At 45.2% G+C, this 14,201-nt stretch carries 14 protein-coding genes; 11 read left to right on the top strand and 3 right to left on the bottom strand.

The genetic code is table 11. The annotated features are described in order from the left end of the window. Positions 1 to 36 precede the first annotated feature (36 nt). On the bottom strand, positions 37 to 975 hold the full coding sequence (locus NI21_RS0107400; protein WP_033125612.1) for a diacylglycerol kinase family protein: 939 nt from the start codon (positions 973 to 975) through the stop codon (positions 37 to 39). 188 nt (positions 976 to 1,163) lie between these two features. Here NI21_RS0107400 and NI21_RS0107405 point away from each other — a divergent pair, with 188 nt between their 5' ends. Both NI21_RS0107405 and NI21_RS0107410 read left to right on the top strand, forming a co-directional pair. Further along, entirely contained in the window at positions 1,164 to 1,781 is a 618-nt protein-coding gene (locus NI21_RS0107405; protein WP_033125613.1) for a hypothetical protein, read from the top strand. Between the two features lie 56 nt (positions 1,782 to 1,837). Next, positions 1,838 to 2,788, top strand: coding sequence for a type II CAAX endopeptidase family protein (locus tag NI21_RS0107410; protein ID WP_033125614.1), 951 nt, complete (start codon positions 1,838 to 1,840; stop codon positions 2,786 to 2,788). Between the two features lie 2 nt (positions 2,789 to 2,790). On the opposite strand, the gene NI21_RS0107415 is transcribed toward NI21_RS0107410, so the two are convergent. Then, positions 2,791 to 3,549 carry a DeoR/GlpR family DNA-binding transcription regulator gene (locus NI21_RS0107415; protein ID WP_033125615.1) on the bottom strand — a complete coding sequence of 253 codons (759 nt, stop codon included), beginning with the start codon at positions 3,547 to 3,549 and terminating at the stop codon, positions 2,791 to 2,793. A gap of 154 nt (positions 3,550 to 3,703) precedes the next feature. Continuing rightward, positions 3,704 to 4,042, bottom strand: a complete 339-nt coding sequence (locus NI21_RS0107420) for a helix-turn-helix domain-containing protein (protein ID WP_242842826.1) — start codon at positions 4,040 to 4,042, stop codon at positions 3,704 to 3,706. 271 nt (positions 4,043 to 4,313) lie between these two features. On the opposite strand from NI21_RS0107420, the gene NI21_RS0107425 reads away from it, so the two are divergent. From NI21_RS0107425 to NI21_RS0107465, 9 genes are all read left to right on the top strand, one after another. After that, a complete protein-coding gene (locus tag NI21_RS0107425; protein ID WP_033125616.1) occupies positions 4,314 to 5,411 on the top strand; it encodes an alcohol dehydrogenase catalytic domain-containing protein in 1,098 nt (365 codons plus the stop codon). A 108-nt stretch (positions 5,412 to 5,519) separates the two neighbouring features. After that, positions 5,520 to 6,884: an ABC transporter substrate-binding protein gene (locus NI21_RS0107430; protein ID WP_033125617.1), complete on the top strand. Its 1,365-nt coding sequence runs from the start codon at positions 5,520 to 5,522 to the stop codon at positions 6,882 to 6,884. Positions 6,885 to 6,968: 84 nt separating this feature from the next. After that, positions 6,969 to 7,865, top strand: a complete 897-nt coding sequence (locus tag NI21_RS0107435) for a carbohydrate ABC transporter permease (protein WP_033125618.1) — start codon at positions 6,969 to 6,971, stop codon at positions 7,863 to 7,865. A 14-nt stretch (positions 7,866 to 7,879) separates the two neighbouring features. Then, positions 7,880 to 8,752: a carbohydrate ABC transporter permease gene (locus tag NI21_RS0107440; RefSeq protein WP_052084004.1), complete on the top strand. Its 873-nt coding sequence runs from the start codon at positions 7,880 to 7,882 to the stop codon at positions 8,750 to 8,752. A gap of 46 nt (positions 8,753 to 8,798) precedes the next feature. After that, positions 8,799 to 9,434 (top strand): class II aldolase/adducin family protein, encoded by a 636-nt coding sequence (locus NI21_RS0107445; protein WP_033125619.1) that lies wholly within the window; start codon positions 8,799 to 8,801, stop codon positions 9,432 to 9,434. A gap of 16 nt (positions 9,435 to 9,450) precedes the next feature. Beyond that, the gene (locus NI21_RS0107450; protein WP_033125620.1) at positions 9,451 to 10,215 is read left to right on the top strand and encodes an SDR family oxidoreductase; all 765 of its coding nucleotides are present in this window, start codon (positions 9,451 to 9,453) and stop codon (positions 10,213 to 10,215) included. An 18-nt stretch (positions 10,216 to 10,233) separates the two neighbouring features. Then, the gene (locus NI21_RS0107455) at positions 10,234 to 12,027 is read left to right on the top strand and encodes an L-fucose isomerase (RefSeq protein WP_033125621.1); all 1,794 of its coding nucleotides are present in this window, start codon (positions 10,234 to 10,236) and stop codon (positions 12,025 to 12,027) included. A gap of 15 nt (positions 12,028 to 12,042) precedes the next feature. Next, positions 12,043 to 13,167: an ABC transporter ATP-binding protein gene (locus NI21_RS0107460; protein WP_033125622.1), complete on the top strand. Its 1,125-nt coding sequence runs from the start codon at positions 12,043 to 12,045 to the stop codon at positions 13,165 to 13,167. Then, on the top strand, positions 13,164 to 14,192 hold the full coding sequence (locus tag NI21_RS0107465; RefSeq protein ID WP_033125623.1) for an NAD(P)-dependent alcohol dehydrogenase: 1,029 nt from the start codon (positions 13,164 to 13,166) through the stop codon (positions 14,190 to 14,192). The genes NI21_RS0107460 and NI21_RS0107465 overlap by 4 nt, the downstream gene beginning before the upstream one ends. Positions 14,193 to 14,201 lie beyond the last annotated feature (9 nt).

Consider the following 14,201-nt stretch of genomic DNA (forward strand, 5'->3'; position numbering starts at 1 on the left):
TCAGGCTTCCTTTCTTTTGGTGCGTTGTCTTCAGTTTCAGGAGCGGGAGGACGCTCTTCCGGGCACGATGACCCGCAGGCGCTCCGGCAGCAGGGAGATATCCATCTGCCGCTGAAGGAACACAGGCTCTCCGTCGGTGTGGACGGGGAGGGCCGTGTCGCTCTCGATGTGGATCTGCCTGCAGGAGCGGATGCAGATGCCGGAGGCTTTCGTGTGGGCGGCCTTCTGCGCCAGGAGCAAAAGGAACACCGCCTTAAGGCGGGATATGCCGGACACCGCAATGACGTCCAGCCTGTCATCGCAGGGGTTCGCGTCCGGGCAGAATTTAAAGCCTCCGCCCTCGTAGGGGTGGTTCATGGCCGCCACAAAAAGCGTGTCCGAAAAGGTGCGGGCAGACCCGTCATCCAGTGTGACAGTGACCCTGGCAGGCCGCAGGAAGTGGAGCCTGTCCAGCGCGATCAGCGCGTAGGTCAGCTTGCCCAGGTGCAGTCTGTTCAGGACCGGCTTCAGCCGGGAGATCACCGCCTGGTGGCAGACTGCCGCGTCAAAGCCGAGTCCGGCGCTGACCGCAAAGCGCTTGCTGTGCCCGCTGTATACAATATTTCCTATATTCATATCCGCGTACGCCGGGGGATCCAGTACGAGGGACAGAGCCTCCCCTGGATCGGAGGGGAAGCGGAAAAATCTGGCGAAATCATTTCCAGAGCCGACGGGGATATAGCCCAGCGTGGTGGCGGAAAGGTTCTGTATGCCGCCTATGACTTCGTTTACTGTGCCATCTCCCCCAAGGACCACGATGGTATGGATCTTCCCGTCCGCCGTGAGTTCCCGGGCCAGACGGGTAGCGTGGCGCTGACAGCGGGTCAGATACGCCCTGTAGGGAACGCCCCGCTCCCTGAGGATCGGCTCCAGGCTCTCCCAGACCTGCCGGCCCAGGCCGGAGCGGGAGGCAGGGTTTATGATGAAGGTATACATGGTTTTCTCCTTTGTGTGGGAGCATTTCTTTAAAGGGATGCTCCGCCATTCAAGATTATACCGCGAAAAATGGCAGCAGGCAAGGCGTATGGTTTCTTGACATACCTCTTCCGGGGTGCTATATTAAAGAAAATTGTATACATAATAGGAAGGGCGGCAGAGCGTGCTCTGCCAGAGGGGAAAAGGTTATGTTCAGAAAAAGGATACGTCCGGCCCAGGAGGAAATGAGAGGAACCGCTTTTACCATTATTTTCGTACTGGTCTGGTATGCGGGCCTGATGCGGGGCATCGCGGGCGGCGGATTTCAGAGCGCTTATCTTCTGTTTCTGGTGGCCGGGCTTCTTCCTGTGTTCACCGCGGTGCAGGGCGTCAGGAGGGCTCTGTTTTACCGCAGGCAGGGACGGGAGATCAGGGAGTTCGGCAATGCAGCCAGAGGCCGGATCGTGAATGTCATCATGAAGAGCGCACCCTATGAGGACAGCCATCACAGGACCAGGTACCGGAGGTACTATGTGCTGGAGGCGGAGGTGCCGGACCCGGTGACAGGGGTTGTAAACCGGATCGAGAGCCCTGCCTACAGCCGCCCCATCCACCGCTATCTGGCGTCCCCGGAGGTGACGGTATACACGGACAGAACCGGCTGGAAGCACTATATGGATGATTTCCAGTGGAAGGAGAGAAAGAGCGATCCTGGGATTTTCGAGGAAAACAGGGTGTTTGACGAGTATGGCAGGGGGGCTGTGTTCGGCAAGGCTCTTGTCATCCTGATCATGCTCCTGATGCTCTACAATATAATTTTTCACTAGAATCTGACGGAACAACAGAAACAGCAGAACAGAAGAAAGAAGAGGATTATTTTATTATGGAAAAAAGACATTTAAGGCCCTGGATGGCCGTCCTGTTTGTACTTGCATTTGCGCTGGATATCTTTGTGGTGAGCGGATTTTTGGGCCTGTGGTTCGGGGTGTGGGGCACCCTGCTCCACGAGCTTTTGCTGGCTCTTTTGGCAGTCCTTCTGGCGGCCCTGTTCCGGGCGGACCTGCGGAGAGTCTTTCCCTTTAAATGGCCCCGGGCCTCCAAGGTGGCGGGCACGCTGATCCTGTGGCTTGGCACCTTCCTCGCGGCTATGGCTGTGACCATGCTTGTGTCCTACTTCTTTCCCCAGGAGGTGCTGGGGGCCGGCCAGGGTGTGCAGGATATTGTGGTGAGCGTCCCTGTGTTGCTGGCCTTGTTCCTGGTGGCCCTGACGCCTGCCGTTTGCGAGGAGATGGCCTTTCGGGGAGGCTTTCTTGGCTGTCTGCGGGGCATGAAGAGCAAGTGGGCCGGCATCCTCATCGTGGCTGTGGTGTTCGGCGCTTTCCACGGCAGTGTGTGGAGAATGATCCCCACCGCTATCCTGGGCGTGGCCCTGGGGTATCTTCTGGTGGAGACGGACAACCTGTTTTACAGTATGCTCTTCCACTTTGTCAATAACGCGGTGCCGGTGCTGCTTCTGGGGCTTTTGTCCCTCATGCCGGTGCAGGAGAGCACAGGGGACATAGAGGCGGTGCAGACAGCTATGTCGAGCCATCTGCCCCTTTTTACCGTGGCGGTCTATATGCTGTACGCCTGCGGAGCGCCCTTCCTCATCTATATTGGCCGTTATCTGATCCACAGGGGGCAGCCCGGATATGACCGGGGACTGTTCCCCAGGGAAAAAAGAAAGACGCTGCTCGCCCTTCTGGGGATCAGCGCCTATATTCTTGTGATCGGTGTGGTCATGTTCATAGGTGGTTGCTGGTCTGTAATCAAATATGCTATGCCACTCTATTAAGACTAATATATAACAGAGATGCCTTTTGATTTAAGCAGATGTTCTGCTTTAGGATCAAAAGAAGAGTCGCAGATTAAAGTGTGGATTGGATCCCAGTCATCTACTTGAAAAACGCCGGTCATATTGAATTTTGTATGATCGGCAAGAAGGTAATTGTGTGAAGAATTCTGTAGCATAACTCTTTTTACTTCAATTCCGGTTGTGGCGGTTTCAAAGAATCCCTCGTGTGTAAAGCCGCTACATGAAATAAAAGCGGAGTCTACATAAATTTGCCGCGCTATATTTAAAGTGATTTCAGAATCAAGTGAGACACCGTCTGTTTTTGAAAGATAACCACCCAGCACAAAAAGATGTACATTAGGATAATCTTGAAGATAGTGAAAAATTGCCGAATTGGAAGTATATATCGTTAAAGTTTGAGATTTAGGAAGTAGTTTCAGGGCTTCCAAAGTCGTTGTGCTGGCATCCACAAATATGGAAGATACCGACTTCAAATAAGGCTGCGTAAGTCTGGCAATCCGATGTTTATATTCCTGATTGCGCAGAGAACGTGATTGAAAAGAAAGTTCTTCCTTGCTAAAGTCAGAAACAATTGCTTTCCCGTATTTGCGACATATCAGCCCGTTTTTTTCCAGTTTGTCCAGATATCTCCTTACAGTAGCAGGAGAAATATTAAAGTATTTAGCTATGTGGTTGACAGATACCTCTTTGTGTTTCTTAATATAGTCGTACATAAGTGATTGTCTGGTTGAAGATTTCATTGAGAGCCTGTCCTTTCGTCAAGTCTGATAAGTATAAAATTAATTATAGGGAGTTGAATCATATGTGTCAAGAACGCACATATGGTACAGAAATGGAAAATAAATACAGAAGCCAGGAGCTGATCCCAGGAAAATGACCGGGTTGCCCCTGGCTTTATCTTGATGAGAGATGAAGATATTCGTCAATGATAATATGAATTACCTCCCGGTTATGGGGAGTGAGTCTACGATATTTTTCGATTAAGGATTGCTCATCATTGTTTAGATGGCATTCTAAAGTAGGTTCTATCTTTTCAGGGATATTGGTGTAACCAATCAAATAATCTACAGATGTGTCAAAAAAATCTGCCATGGACATGAGAGTTTCAAGGTTTGGGGAAGTAATACCATTTTCGTATTTGTAAATGGATTGCTGACTTGTATGTAGAATATCGGCTAACTGCTGTTGACTGAGTTTTTTGTTCAATCTGAGCAATTTTAAATTTTTCATCATTTTTCACATCCTTTTTCTTTATTCTACCAATTTATGCCAATAAAAAATAAAGCTTTAAAAGTTTTTGAATGAAACTTTTCAAGATTTAAGCGCTATAAGAAGGGATTTGAGATTTATGGAAACATATGTGCAAAATGCACAAAAATGTTGGAGATATTAAAATAAAACTATCAAAACGAACATTTTTTGTGTGGACAATGAGCGTTTTAATAAATAAAATGGGGACAAAATTAAGAACAAAAGCAGAATAGTTGACAAAAGGGGTGAGAAGATGCAAACAAAAATGCAGGCTTTAGTAACCTATGGGGCACATGATTACCGGCTTGAAAAAGTTGATGTTCCGAGAGCGGGAAAAGGAGAAATGATTATTAAAGTCGAAGGTTGTGGAATTTGCGCAGGGGATCTGAAAGCCTATGAGGGTGGAACTGTTTTTTGGGGAGATGGAAAGAAACCTCCATATGTAGAAGTACCGGCCATAGGGGGACATGAATTTGTAGGACATATCGTAGAGATAGGACCGGGTATCGAAGAAAAAGAAACTTATGGTATTGCAGATAAGGATTTTAAGATCGGAGATCGTGTTGCTGTAGAACAGATTGCACCTTGTGGAGAATGCAGATTTTGTAAAGAGGGAAATTATCATCTTTGCGTACCTCATAATGTATACGGATTTAAAAATTATCTAAATGGAGGATTTGCCGAGTATGCAAAACTGACCAAAGAGTCTCTTGTCTACAAGATACCGGAAGATATGCCATTAAAAAAGGCTCTTCTGATAGAACCATACGCCTGCTCTATGCATGCGATTGACCGTGCAAAAATCGGTAAAGATGATGTTGTCGTAATATCCGGTGCAGGATGTTTGGGACTTGGAATGATTACAACAGCAAGGAAGTATGATCCAAAAGCATTGATAGCATTGGATTTGAATGAGGAGCGTTTGGAGACAGCGCTAAAGTTTGGTTGTGATCTCACTATCAACCCGGCAAAAGGAAATCTTGAAACTATCATAAATGAATTATCAGGTGGTTATGGCTGTGATGTATACATTGAGGCGACAGGACATCCATCTAGTGTAAAGCAGGGACTGGAAATCATACGAAAAGGAGGACGTTTTATAGAATTCAGCGTGTTTCTTGATCCTGTAACGTGCGACTGGAGTGTGATAGGTGATGGAAAAGAACTGGATATGTATGGAGTAAGCCTGAGTAAAGGATGCTTTCCCAAGGCAATAGAAGGACTCTATTCGGGGGAATTAATGTCTGATAACGTGGTTTCACATATCTTTAAACTGGAGGACTTTAAAGAAGCGTTTAAACAAAGCGGAAGTGGAAAAGGCTCCATCAAGGTGGCATTTACATTTGAATAATCCGTGGGATAATCCTGTTTTGGAGGTGACGGCAGATTTATATAGAGGGCCCTGTCTGCGATGACCGTCCGAAAACGGCTTATTATAAAAAGATAGGAGGTAGAATTTATGAAAAAAAGAATTTTGGCAGCATTTCTTGTGACGTCGATGTGCATGGGACTCGTGGCATGTTCCGGATCATCTTCGGATAGTAGCGGTGGAAGCTCATCCGATGGGGAGATCACAGTCTCTATCGCAGCTTTGAATAATCCTATTATATCCAATTTAGTAGAACTTTCTCAGGAGTATTATGAGGCAGAAGGTGTAAAACTGGATTTTGCTGTGTTACCGGAAAATGATCTGCGTGAAAAGGCGACATTGGAGGCATCTACTGGAGGAACTACTTACGACATTTATTTTACAGGTCCATATGAGGCGAATTTCTGGATCCAGTATGGGTGGGCAGAAAATCTGCAGCCGTATATTGATAACATGACAGATGAACAGAAAGAGTCATTAGATTTGGATGATATTTTCCCCGCTATGCTGGAGTCTGTATCTGATCCTGAGACAGGAGATCTTTACGCTCTTCCGTTTTTTGGTGAGGCAAGTTTCTTCATGTACAATAAGGAATTACTTGCAAATGCAGGTGTAGAAATGCCGGAAAATCCCACGTGGGAAGATATCTATAATATTGCGGTGGCAGTTAATGATGATGAAGCAGGGATCGTTGGCATGACAATGAGAGGAGCTCCTGGTTGGGGAATGAGTGGCGCACCGTTTGTTACGATCGTGAATGCCATGGGAGGAAAATTCTATGACATGGATTGGAATGCTACTGTAGAGACCGATGAGCAGAGAGCAGCATGGGAGATGTACAAAAATATTCTTCGGGATGCAGGACAGGATGACATTATCACGTATACCTATAATGAATGTATCAGTTTGATGAATACGGGAAAATGTGGTATCTGGTATGATGCTACATCCAATGCACCTAATCTGGAAGCAGAAGACTCACCGATTAAGGGAAAAGTAGGATATGCGCAGTCACCTGCCGGATGGCTCTGGAACTGGGGCATGAACATCAATCCTAATTCTTCTGACGAGAAAAAACAGGCAGCTTTTGATTTTATGGTATGGGCCTGCTCTAAAGATTATGTAGATTTGTCCCTGAAGGAAGATCCTAGTGGTGCTTCTACACCATCTGGCATCAGAGCTTCTACGTATGAGCTGGACGCATATAAAGATCTTCCGTACGCAGAACCCACTTTGGAAGCGCTGTCCAATCTGGACTTTAATCATCCATGTAAAGATGAAGTACCCTATGTTGGATTACAGTATATTGCTATTCCTGAATTCCAGGAGGCGGGAGATACGATGACAGAGGAACTTGCAGCCTATGTTACAGATGAGATTTCTCTGGACGAAGCACTGGCCGCTACGCAGGCGGCTTTCGAGGAAGCCGCAGAAGAGGGCGGATATAAAGAATAAAGAGTGAGTAATGGAAGGGGCAGAAGTCTTACGTGGTATGGCGGAGGCATCTGCCCCTATTAAGAACAGGATTGGGATGAGGCTATGAAAAGAACGGAACTCAATATAAAAAAAAGATATCCTATAGAACGCACATTTGTGGCGCCTGCCTGTATCATCGTTGCTATTGCTACCCAGGTGCCATTTGTTCTGACAATCATTTTTTCGCTGTTAAGATGGAATATCGTGCGTCCGGATCAGGGGATAACATTTGCCGGATTAAATAATTTTATATACTACCTGAAAGACAAAGAGTTTTACACGATCTGTCTCCAAACCGTAGGAATGATCGGGGCAGCGCTCATTTTATGTATGGTATTGGGGTATTTGATCGCTCTGATGCTCGACTCAGATATACCAGGGAAAACACTCTCACGGACATTGATTTTGAGCCCATTTTTTATTATGACTACAACAACTGGCGTACTTTGGAAAACAACTATATTAAACACAAATTTTGGATGGGTAGGTACGATAGCAAATATGCTGGGAATGAAAGCGGTTGATTTCGTCAGCTATTATGCCAGACCTCTGCTGGTTTTCCTGTTTGTATGGCAATGGATGCCGTTTTTTGTACTTGTACTTCTGGGAGGACTTCAGGGAATTCCTACAGAGGTATTGGAACGAGCAAATCTGGATGGGTGCAGCAAGTTTGAGATGGTGTTCAAAATTAAACTGCCAATGATCTTTAATCATATGCAGGTGGCCCTAATGCTGGGACTGATTTTTCTGGTGAAAGAGTTTGGATTAATCCTGACGACTACCTCAGGAGGACCAGGACAACAGACGTATACATTGACATTTTATATTTACAGAACTTTGTTTAGTGGTTCAAATGTAGGAAGAGCGGCAGCGTTGTCAGTGATCACAGTAGTTGTAACTTTAACAATAATCAACCTAATATTCCGGGCAATTAAAAAACGCCGGGCAGTGTATGAGTAGAGAGGGGAGATATTGTGAAAAAAGCAGTAATTCACAGAGATGCCAGAAGTAAAAAAACTGCAGCAAAAAAAGAAATAAAGAGATGGATCATAGGTATTGTTGTGCTTTTGTTTGCACTGCTATATTTTTTCCCAATTTTATATATGATTCTGAGCGGTTTTAAAACAGAGGTGGAGGCTGCTGTTCCGGCAATCTTTTTTCATCCAACACTGCAGACATGGCAAAAAGTGTTGTCAGATGCCTCTATGATAAATTATCTGAAAAATACAGTGTATCATGTTGTACTCGGAACAGGCATCTGCCTCATTTTAGGAATACCAGCTACATACGCTATCGTATTTGCTAAATTTAAGAAGGAGGGGCGGTCGGAAAGTTTGTATAACTGGTTCGTGACTACAATCCTGCTTCCTCCGGTAGCTGTTCTGATACCGTTATATATTGTCTTTAAAGAGCTGAATTTAAGCCATACAAGAGGAGGACTGCTGTTTTTATACATTGGCTTTCATCTTCCACTCTGCATATGGCTCCTGTATTCTTTTTTTAAAGATGTGCCAACAGAAGTAGTAGAAGCCGCCAAGATCGATGGATGTACAAATCGGCAGCTTATTATGGGAATCATTATGCCATTGACAAAAACAGGGATCATGACAGCAGGACTCTTAGTAGCTGTATTTATATGGAATGAATTTTTCCTTGGATATAATTTAACTACTAATGCGACTGCAACTCTTCCGGTGTATATGGCGAGATTTGGACAGCAGCAGGGGCAGTTTATTGCTCAGTTGTCAGCTTCTGCATCGATATCATGTATTCCACCTATGATCTTTGGATGGATATCACAGAAATCTCTGATCAAAGGTTTGACGGCGGGAGCAGTGAAGGGATAGGAAATCAAAACACGCAAAATATTTATGGGGGTTGAAAGGAGAAAAAATGGATAAAGAACTGATAAATCGGGTGTTAGCAGTTGCAAAGCGCCTGGATGAAAAAAATCTGGTCAATACGTTTGAGGGAAATATATCAGCTAAAAAAGACGGTCTGATTTATATTACGCCTACAACCAAAAACAAAGCCCTTTTAACGGAAGAAATGATCGCTGTTATCGACGAGGAGGGAAAGCAGATCGGAGGAAATTGCCGCCCGACATCGGAACTTCCCATGCACATTGATACATACAAGATACGGAAAGATATTGGGGGAGTAGTCCATTGTCATCCTACTTTTTTAACAGCACATGCTATCTGTAATAAGCCAGTGGAAACAAAAGGATATCCGGAAATGATGGCTAACTTTAAAGTTTTTGAAGTGGCGCCTTATGGGCGTCCGGGAACAGAGGAAATATTAAAAGGCGCTATACCTATTTTTGAGCATAGTGATGTAGTTCTTCTGGGAAATCATGGAGTATTAGCTGTAGGCCAGACAGTTGAAGACGCCATGAACAAAGTAGAGGCAGCGGAAGCGATCACAAAAGCGCTATATTACGCAAATTTAGTTGGAACTCCTATGGACTTAAGTGAAGATGAGTGTAAATACTTTTATGAGTTATATGACCAGAAATACAGAAAATAATGAAGGGGGTACGGACATGAATATTCAGGAGAAGTTCTGTCTTAAAGGAAAGAAAGCGGTCGTTACAGGAGGAGCTCAGGGAATCGGATTAAATTATGCAATGGCAGTTGCTGGAGCGGGGGCAGATGTTATACTGGCAGATTTAAATGAGGAGAAGGCCAGGGAAAGTGCTGATTTTCTGGAAAAGCAATATGGTGTAAAAGCAATGGCGATCCGGACAGATGTGACTCAGCCTGAACAGGTAGAGAATATGTGCAGCAAGATGATCAAAGAAATGGGAAGGATAGATATTGCGTTTTGTAACGCGGGAATTTCCATTAATGTGCCTGCGGAAGAAATGAGCTACGAACAGTGGAAAAAAGTAATAGATATCAATCTCACAGGGGTTTTTCTTACTGCTACTGCAGTCGGGCGTTATATGTTGCGTCAAGGAAGAGGTTCGATTATTAATACGGCCTCTATGTCCGGACATATTGTAAATATTCCGCAGCCGCAGATAGCATATAATGCATCAAAAGCGGGGGTGATCATGCTGACAAAATCTCTGGCAGTAGAGTGGGCTCAGAAAAATGTAAGGGTCAACAGCATCAGTCCTGGATATATTATGACGGATTTAATCGAGGGACATGAGCTGATTCCTGAATGGACAGGGCTTTCACCGCTGAAGAGAATGGGATGTCCGGAAGAACTGCAGGGAATAGCGCTTTATCTGGCAAGCGATGCAAGCAGCTTCACAACGGGTGCGGATTTTACGATTGATGGTGCATATACCTGTGTCTGATGTAAGGAGGACGAAAATATGGCAGATAATCGTATGATCGGCCGGGAACCGGTAGTGGGTATCAGGCCGGTAATCGATGCGAGACAAGGAAAGATAGATGTGCGGGGACAACTGGAAGAACAGACTATGGAGCTTGCCCAAAAGGCAGCGCATCTCATCCGGACAGAATTAAAATATACCAGCGGCGTACCGGTAAAAGTTCTTGTGGCGGAACGTACGATAGGAAGAGTCTCGGAAGCGGCGGCTTGTCAGGAGGAATTTCACAGACAGGGAGTGGAAATTACTTTAACAGTGAGTCCCTGTTGGTGCTACGGGACAGAGACTATGGATATGGATTCTCAGACAATAAAGGGCGTGTGGGGCTTCAATGGAACGGAGCGTCCGGGAGCAGTATATTTAGCAGCGGTTATGGCGGCGCATGCCCAAAAAGGTCTTCCTGCGTTTTCTATTTATGGACAGGAGGTACAGGATGCTGATGACAGGGAAATCCCGGAAGATGTGAAAAAGAAAATACTGCGTTTTGTCAGAGCAGCTGTGGCTGTGGCATCCATGAAAGGGAAATCTTATCTCCAGATAGGCGCTTCCTGTATGGGAATCTCAGGATCACAGATAGAATATGATTTTTTTGAAAGCTATCTTGGTATGCGAGTGGAATCCGTAGACGAAGTGGAAGTCTTGCGGCGTTTGAGAGAAGGAATATATGATAAAGATGAAGTGAGTAAAGCACTTGCGTGGACGCGTGAAAACTGCAGGGAAGGATTTGATAAAAATCCTGAGATTTATCAAAGAACGCGTGAAGAAAAAGATAAAGACTGGGATTTTTCAGTGAAGACCATGTGTATCATAAAAGATCTGATGAATGGGAATTCTGACCTCCCAGATGAGTTTCCGGAAGAAAAGCTGGGGTACAATGCTATTGCAGCAGGTTTTCAGGGACAGAGGCAATGGACTGATCACTATCCAAATACTGATTTTGCGGAGGCTCTTCTGAACTCTTCTTTTGATTGGAACGGAGTGAGAGAACCTTATATACTGGCCACAGAAAACGATAGTCTTAACGGAGCTGCTATGCTGTGTAATAAACTCCTGTCAGGGAGAGCCCAGATGTTTTCGGATGTCCGTACGTACTGGAGCGCCGCGTCAGTAGAGCGGGTGACAGGATATAAACTGGAGGGATTAGCGGGAAGAGCGGGAGGAATTATCCATCTCATCAATTCGGGAGCCTCTTGTCTAGATATGTGTGGAGCTCTTAAAGATGAAAACGGAAACGCTGTGGTAAAAAGGTTCTATGAAATGCAGCAGGATGATATCCATAAATGTCTGGAAAAAACGGATTGGTGCCCTGCTGATCTGGGATATTTTCGAGGAGGAGGTTTTTCTTCCAGGTTTGTGACGGAATCGGAGATGCCTGTGACTATGACAAGGATCAATTTGATCCGGGGGCTTGGACCTGTTATGCAGATAGCAGAAGGTTATACGGTAGTTTTGCCAGAAGAGGTCTCGTGTATTCTATGGGACCGTACTGATCCGACATGGCCGTGCACCTGGTTTGTACCGAAATTGACAGGGAAGGGAGCATTTCAGACAGTCTATGACGTGATGGATAAATGGGGAGCAAACCATGGAGCAATCAGTTATGGACATATCGGAGCAGATGTGATTACGCTTTGTTCCATTTTGAGAATCCCAGTGTGTATGCATAATGTTGACGAAAAGGATATATTCCGACCGGCGTGTTGGGAAGCATTCGGTATGGATAAAGAGAGCCAGGATTACCGGGCTTGTGCAGTATATGGTCCCAGATATCGATAGAAGGAGGTGGCAGACTTGGCGGAGATAAAATTGAAGAATATATGCAAGACTTATCCTAATGGAGTGGCGGCAGTGGATCATTTTAATTTGGATATACACGATAAAGAATTCCTGATCTTTGTTGGACCTTCTGGATGTGGAAAATCTACTACATTGCGTATGATCGCGGGGCTGGAAGATATAACTTCAGGAGAGCTTGAGATAGATGGAGAAATTGTAAATGAAATGGCAGCCAGAGACAGAGATATAGCAATGGTATTCCAAAGTTATGCATTGTATCCGCATATGAACGTATATGACAATATCGCGTTTGGACTGCGAAGAAGAAAACTTTCAAAGGATGAGGTGGATAAGAAAGTCAAGGAGGCTGCAAGGATACTCGGTCTAGAGAGTCAGTTGAAAAAGAAACCCAGGGAACTTTCTGGAGGGCAAAAGCAGAGGGTGGCAATGGGAGCAGCCATTGTGCGAAACCCAAAAGTGTTCTTGATGGATGAGCCCCTTTCTAATCTAGATGCTAAACTCAGAGTCCAAATGCGGTTGGAGATTGCTCAGCTGCACGAGAGGCTGGGAGCAACAATTATTTATGTCACGCACGATCAGACAGAGGCAATGACATTGGGAACCCGTATAGTTGTGATGAAAGATGGTGTGATACAACAGGTGGACACGCCAAAGAATTTATATGAAAATCCTGCAAACATGTTTGTGGCAGGTTTTATTGGATCACCCCAGATGAATTTTATGGAAGTGACCGTAAAAGAAGAGGGAAACGAAGTATCTATACAATTAGGTAAGAAAACAATACGTTTGCCGGAAGATAAAAAGAGGTCGTTGAGAGGATATGACGGAAAAAAGGTCGTGTTTGGGATCAGACCAGAGGATATCAAAGACTCCGAGATATTTATCAATACTTTTCCTCAATGGGAAATTGATGCAAGAGTCCAGGTATATGAACTGCTGGGAGCAGAGGCGCTCTTATATTTTGAATATGAGGGCAACAAGATAACTGCGAGCGTTCATCCAAGAACACATATACGAGAAGGACAGGATGTATCATTGATATTGGATATGGAAAAGGCGTACTTTTTTGATCCTGATACAGGAAGAGCTATCATACCACAGAAGGGGGACGTGAAATGAAAGTTGTATATTTGACACAACCCGGGAAAATGCAGATTGAAGAGGAACCTATTCCAGAAGTCAGGCCGGGAAATGTGCTTGTGAAAATAGAATATAACGGTATATGTGGATCAGATGTACATTTTTTCAAAGATGGCAGAGTAGGAGACAATGTTTTAAAGGGAAAATTTGTGCTGGGGCACGAAGTTTCAGGGACTGTTGTTGAAGTAGGAGAGAATGTTTCTGGATTAAAAATCGGAGACAGAGTGGCCTTAGAGCCTGGTTATGGATGCGGAAAATGTGAGTTTTGCAAGACAGGAAGATACAATCTTTGTCCGGACATGAAATTTTTTGCCGCCCCTCCGGTACGAGGGGCGCTGCAGGAATATGTATCGCATCCTGCGGATATGTGTTTCAAACTTCCTGAAAATGTATCTACTATGGAAGGGGCTCTGGTAGAACCCCTGGCGGTAGGATTACATGCAACAGGATTGGGTGAGATAGGGCTTGGACAGACAGCAGTCATCCTGGGTGCAGGCTGTATTGGCCTGGTGACTTTACTTGCGGCAAAGGCCAGAGGTGCGTCAAAAGTGGTGGTTGTGGATCTTCATGAAAAAAGGCTTGAATTTGCACGTAATATGGGGGCAGATCATACCGTTAACGCCAGTAAAAACGATGTTTTGGGATGTGTAAAAGAACTTCTGCCAGAAGGTCCGGATGTTGTTTTTGAGACGGCAGGTTCGGCAGAGACGATCGCACAGACGCCTTTTCTGGTAAAAAGAGGTGGAATAGTCGTACTTGTAGGTATGGCTGCTCAGAGTGAGATTACATACAATTTTTTCCAGGCTATGGAAAAGGAGATCCGGATCCAGTGTGTGTTTCGATACAGAAATCTTTATCCCACAGCTATTGCTGCGATCGCAAGCGGCAGTATTGATGTAAAACAGATTGTGACGCATAAATTCAGCCTGGAAGAATCTGAAAGAGCATTTTCTACTGTGGTGGATGATGCGCAGAATGTAGTCAAGGCGATCATTGAAACGTAGAGAAGACAG

The organism is Eubacterium sp. ER2, assembly GCF_000765215.1.
Lineage (GTDB): Bacteria > Bacillota > Clostridia > Lachnospirales > Lachnospiraceae > Claveliimonas > Claveliimonas intestinigallinarum.

What these genes read in the sequence shown, in the direction of transcription:
- NI21_RS0107400 (WP_033125612.1), bottom strand. Translation starts at nt 975, where the DNA reads ATGTATACCTTCATCATAAACCCTGCCTCCCGCTCCGGCCTGGGCCGG.
- NI21_RS0107405 (WP_033125613.1), top strand. Translation starts at nt 1,164, where the DNA reads ATGTTCAGAAAAAGGATACGTCCGGCCCAGGAGGAAATGAGAGGAACC.
- NI21_RS0107410 (WP_033125614.1), top strand. Translation starts at nt 1,838, where the DNA reads ATGGAAAAAAGACATTTAAGGCCCTGGATGGCCGTCCTGTTTGTACTT.
- NI21_RS0107415 (WP_033125615.1), bottom strand. Translation starts at nt 3,549, where the DNA reads ATGAAATCTTCAACCAGACAATCACTTATGTACGACTATATTAAGAAA.
- NI21_RS0107420 (WP_242842826.1), bottom strand. Translation starts at nt 4,042, where the DNA reads ATGATGAAAAATTTAAAATTGCTCAGATTGAACAAAAAACTCAGTCAA.
- NI21_RS0107425 (WP_033125616.1), top strand. Translation starts at nt 4,314, where the DNA reads ATGCAAACAAAAATGCAGGCTTTAGTAACCTATGGGGCACATGATTAC.
- NI21_RS0107430 (WP_033125617.1), top strand. Translation starts at nt 5,520, where the DNA reads ATGAAAAAAAGAATTTTGGCAGCATTTCTTGTGACGTCGATGTGCATG.
- NI21_RS0107435 (WP_033125618.1), top strand. Translation starts at nt 6,969, where the DNA reads ATGAAAAGAACGGAACTCAATATAAAAAAAAGATATCCTATAGAACGC.
- NI21_RS0107445 (WP_033125619.1), top strand. Translation starts at nt 8,799, where the DNA reads ATGGATAAAGAACTGATAAATCGGGTGTTAGCAGTTGCAAAGCGCCTG.
- NI21_RS0107450 (WP_033125620.1), top strand. Translation starts at nt 9,451, where the DNA reads ATGAATATTCAGGAGAAGTTCTGTCTTAAAGGAAAGAAAGCGGTCGTT.
- NI21_RS0107455 (WP_033125621.1), top strand. Translation starts at nt 10,234, where the DNA reads ATGGCAGATAATCGTATGATCGGCCGGGAACCGGTAGTGGGTATCAGG.
- NI21_RS0107465 (WP_033125623.1), top strand. Translation starts at nt 13,164, where the DNA reads ATGAAAGTTGTATATTTGACACAACCCGGGAAAATGCAGATTGAAGAG.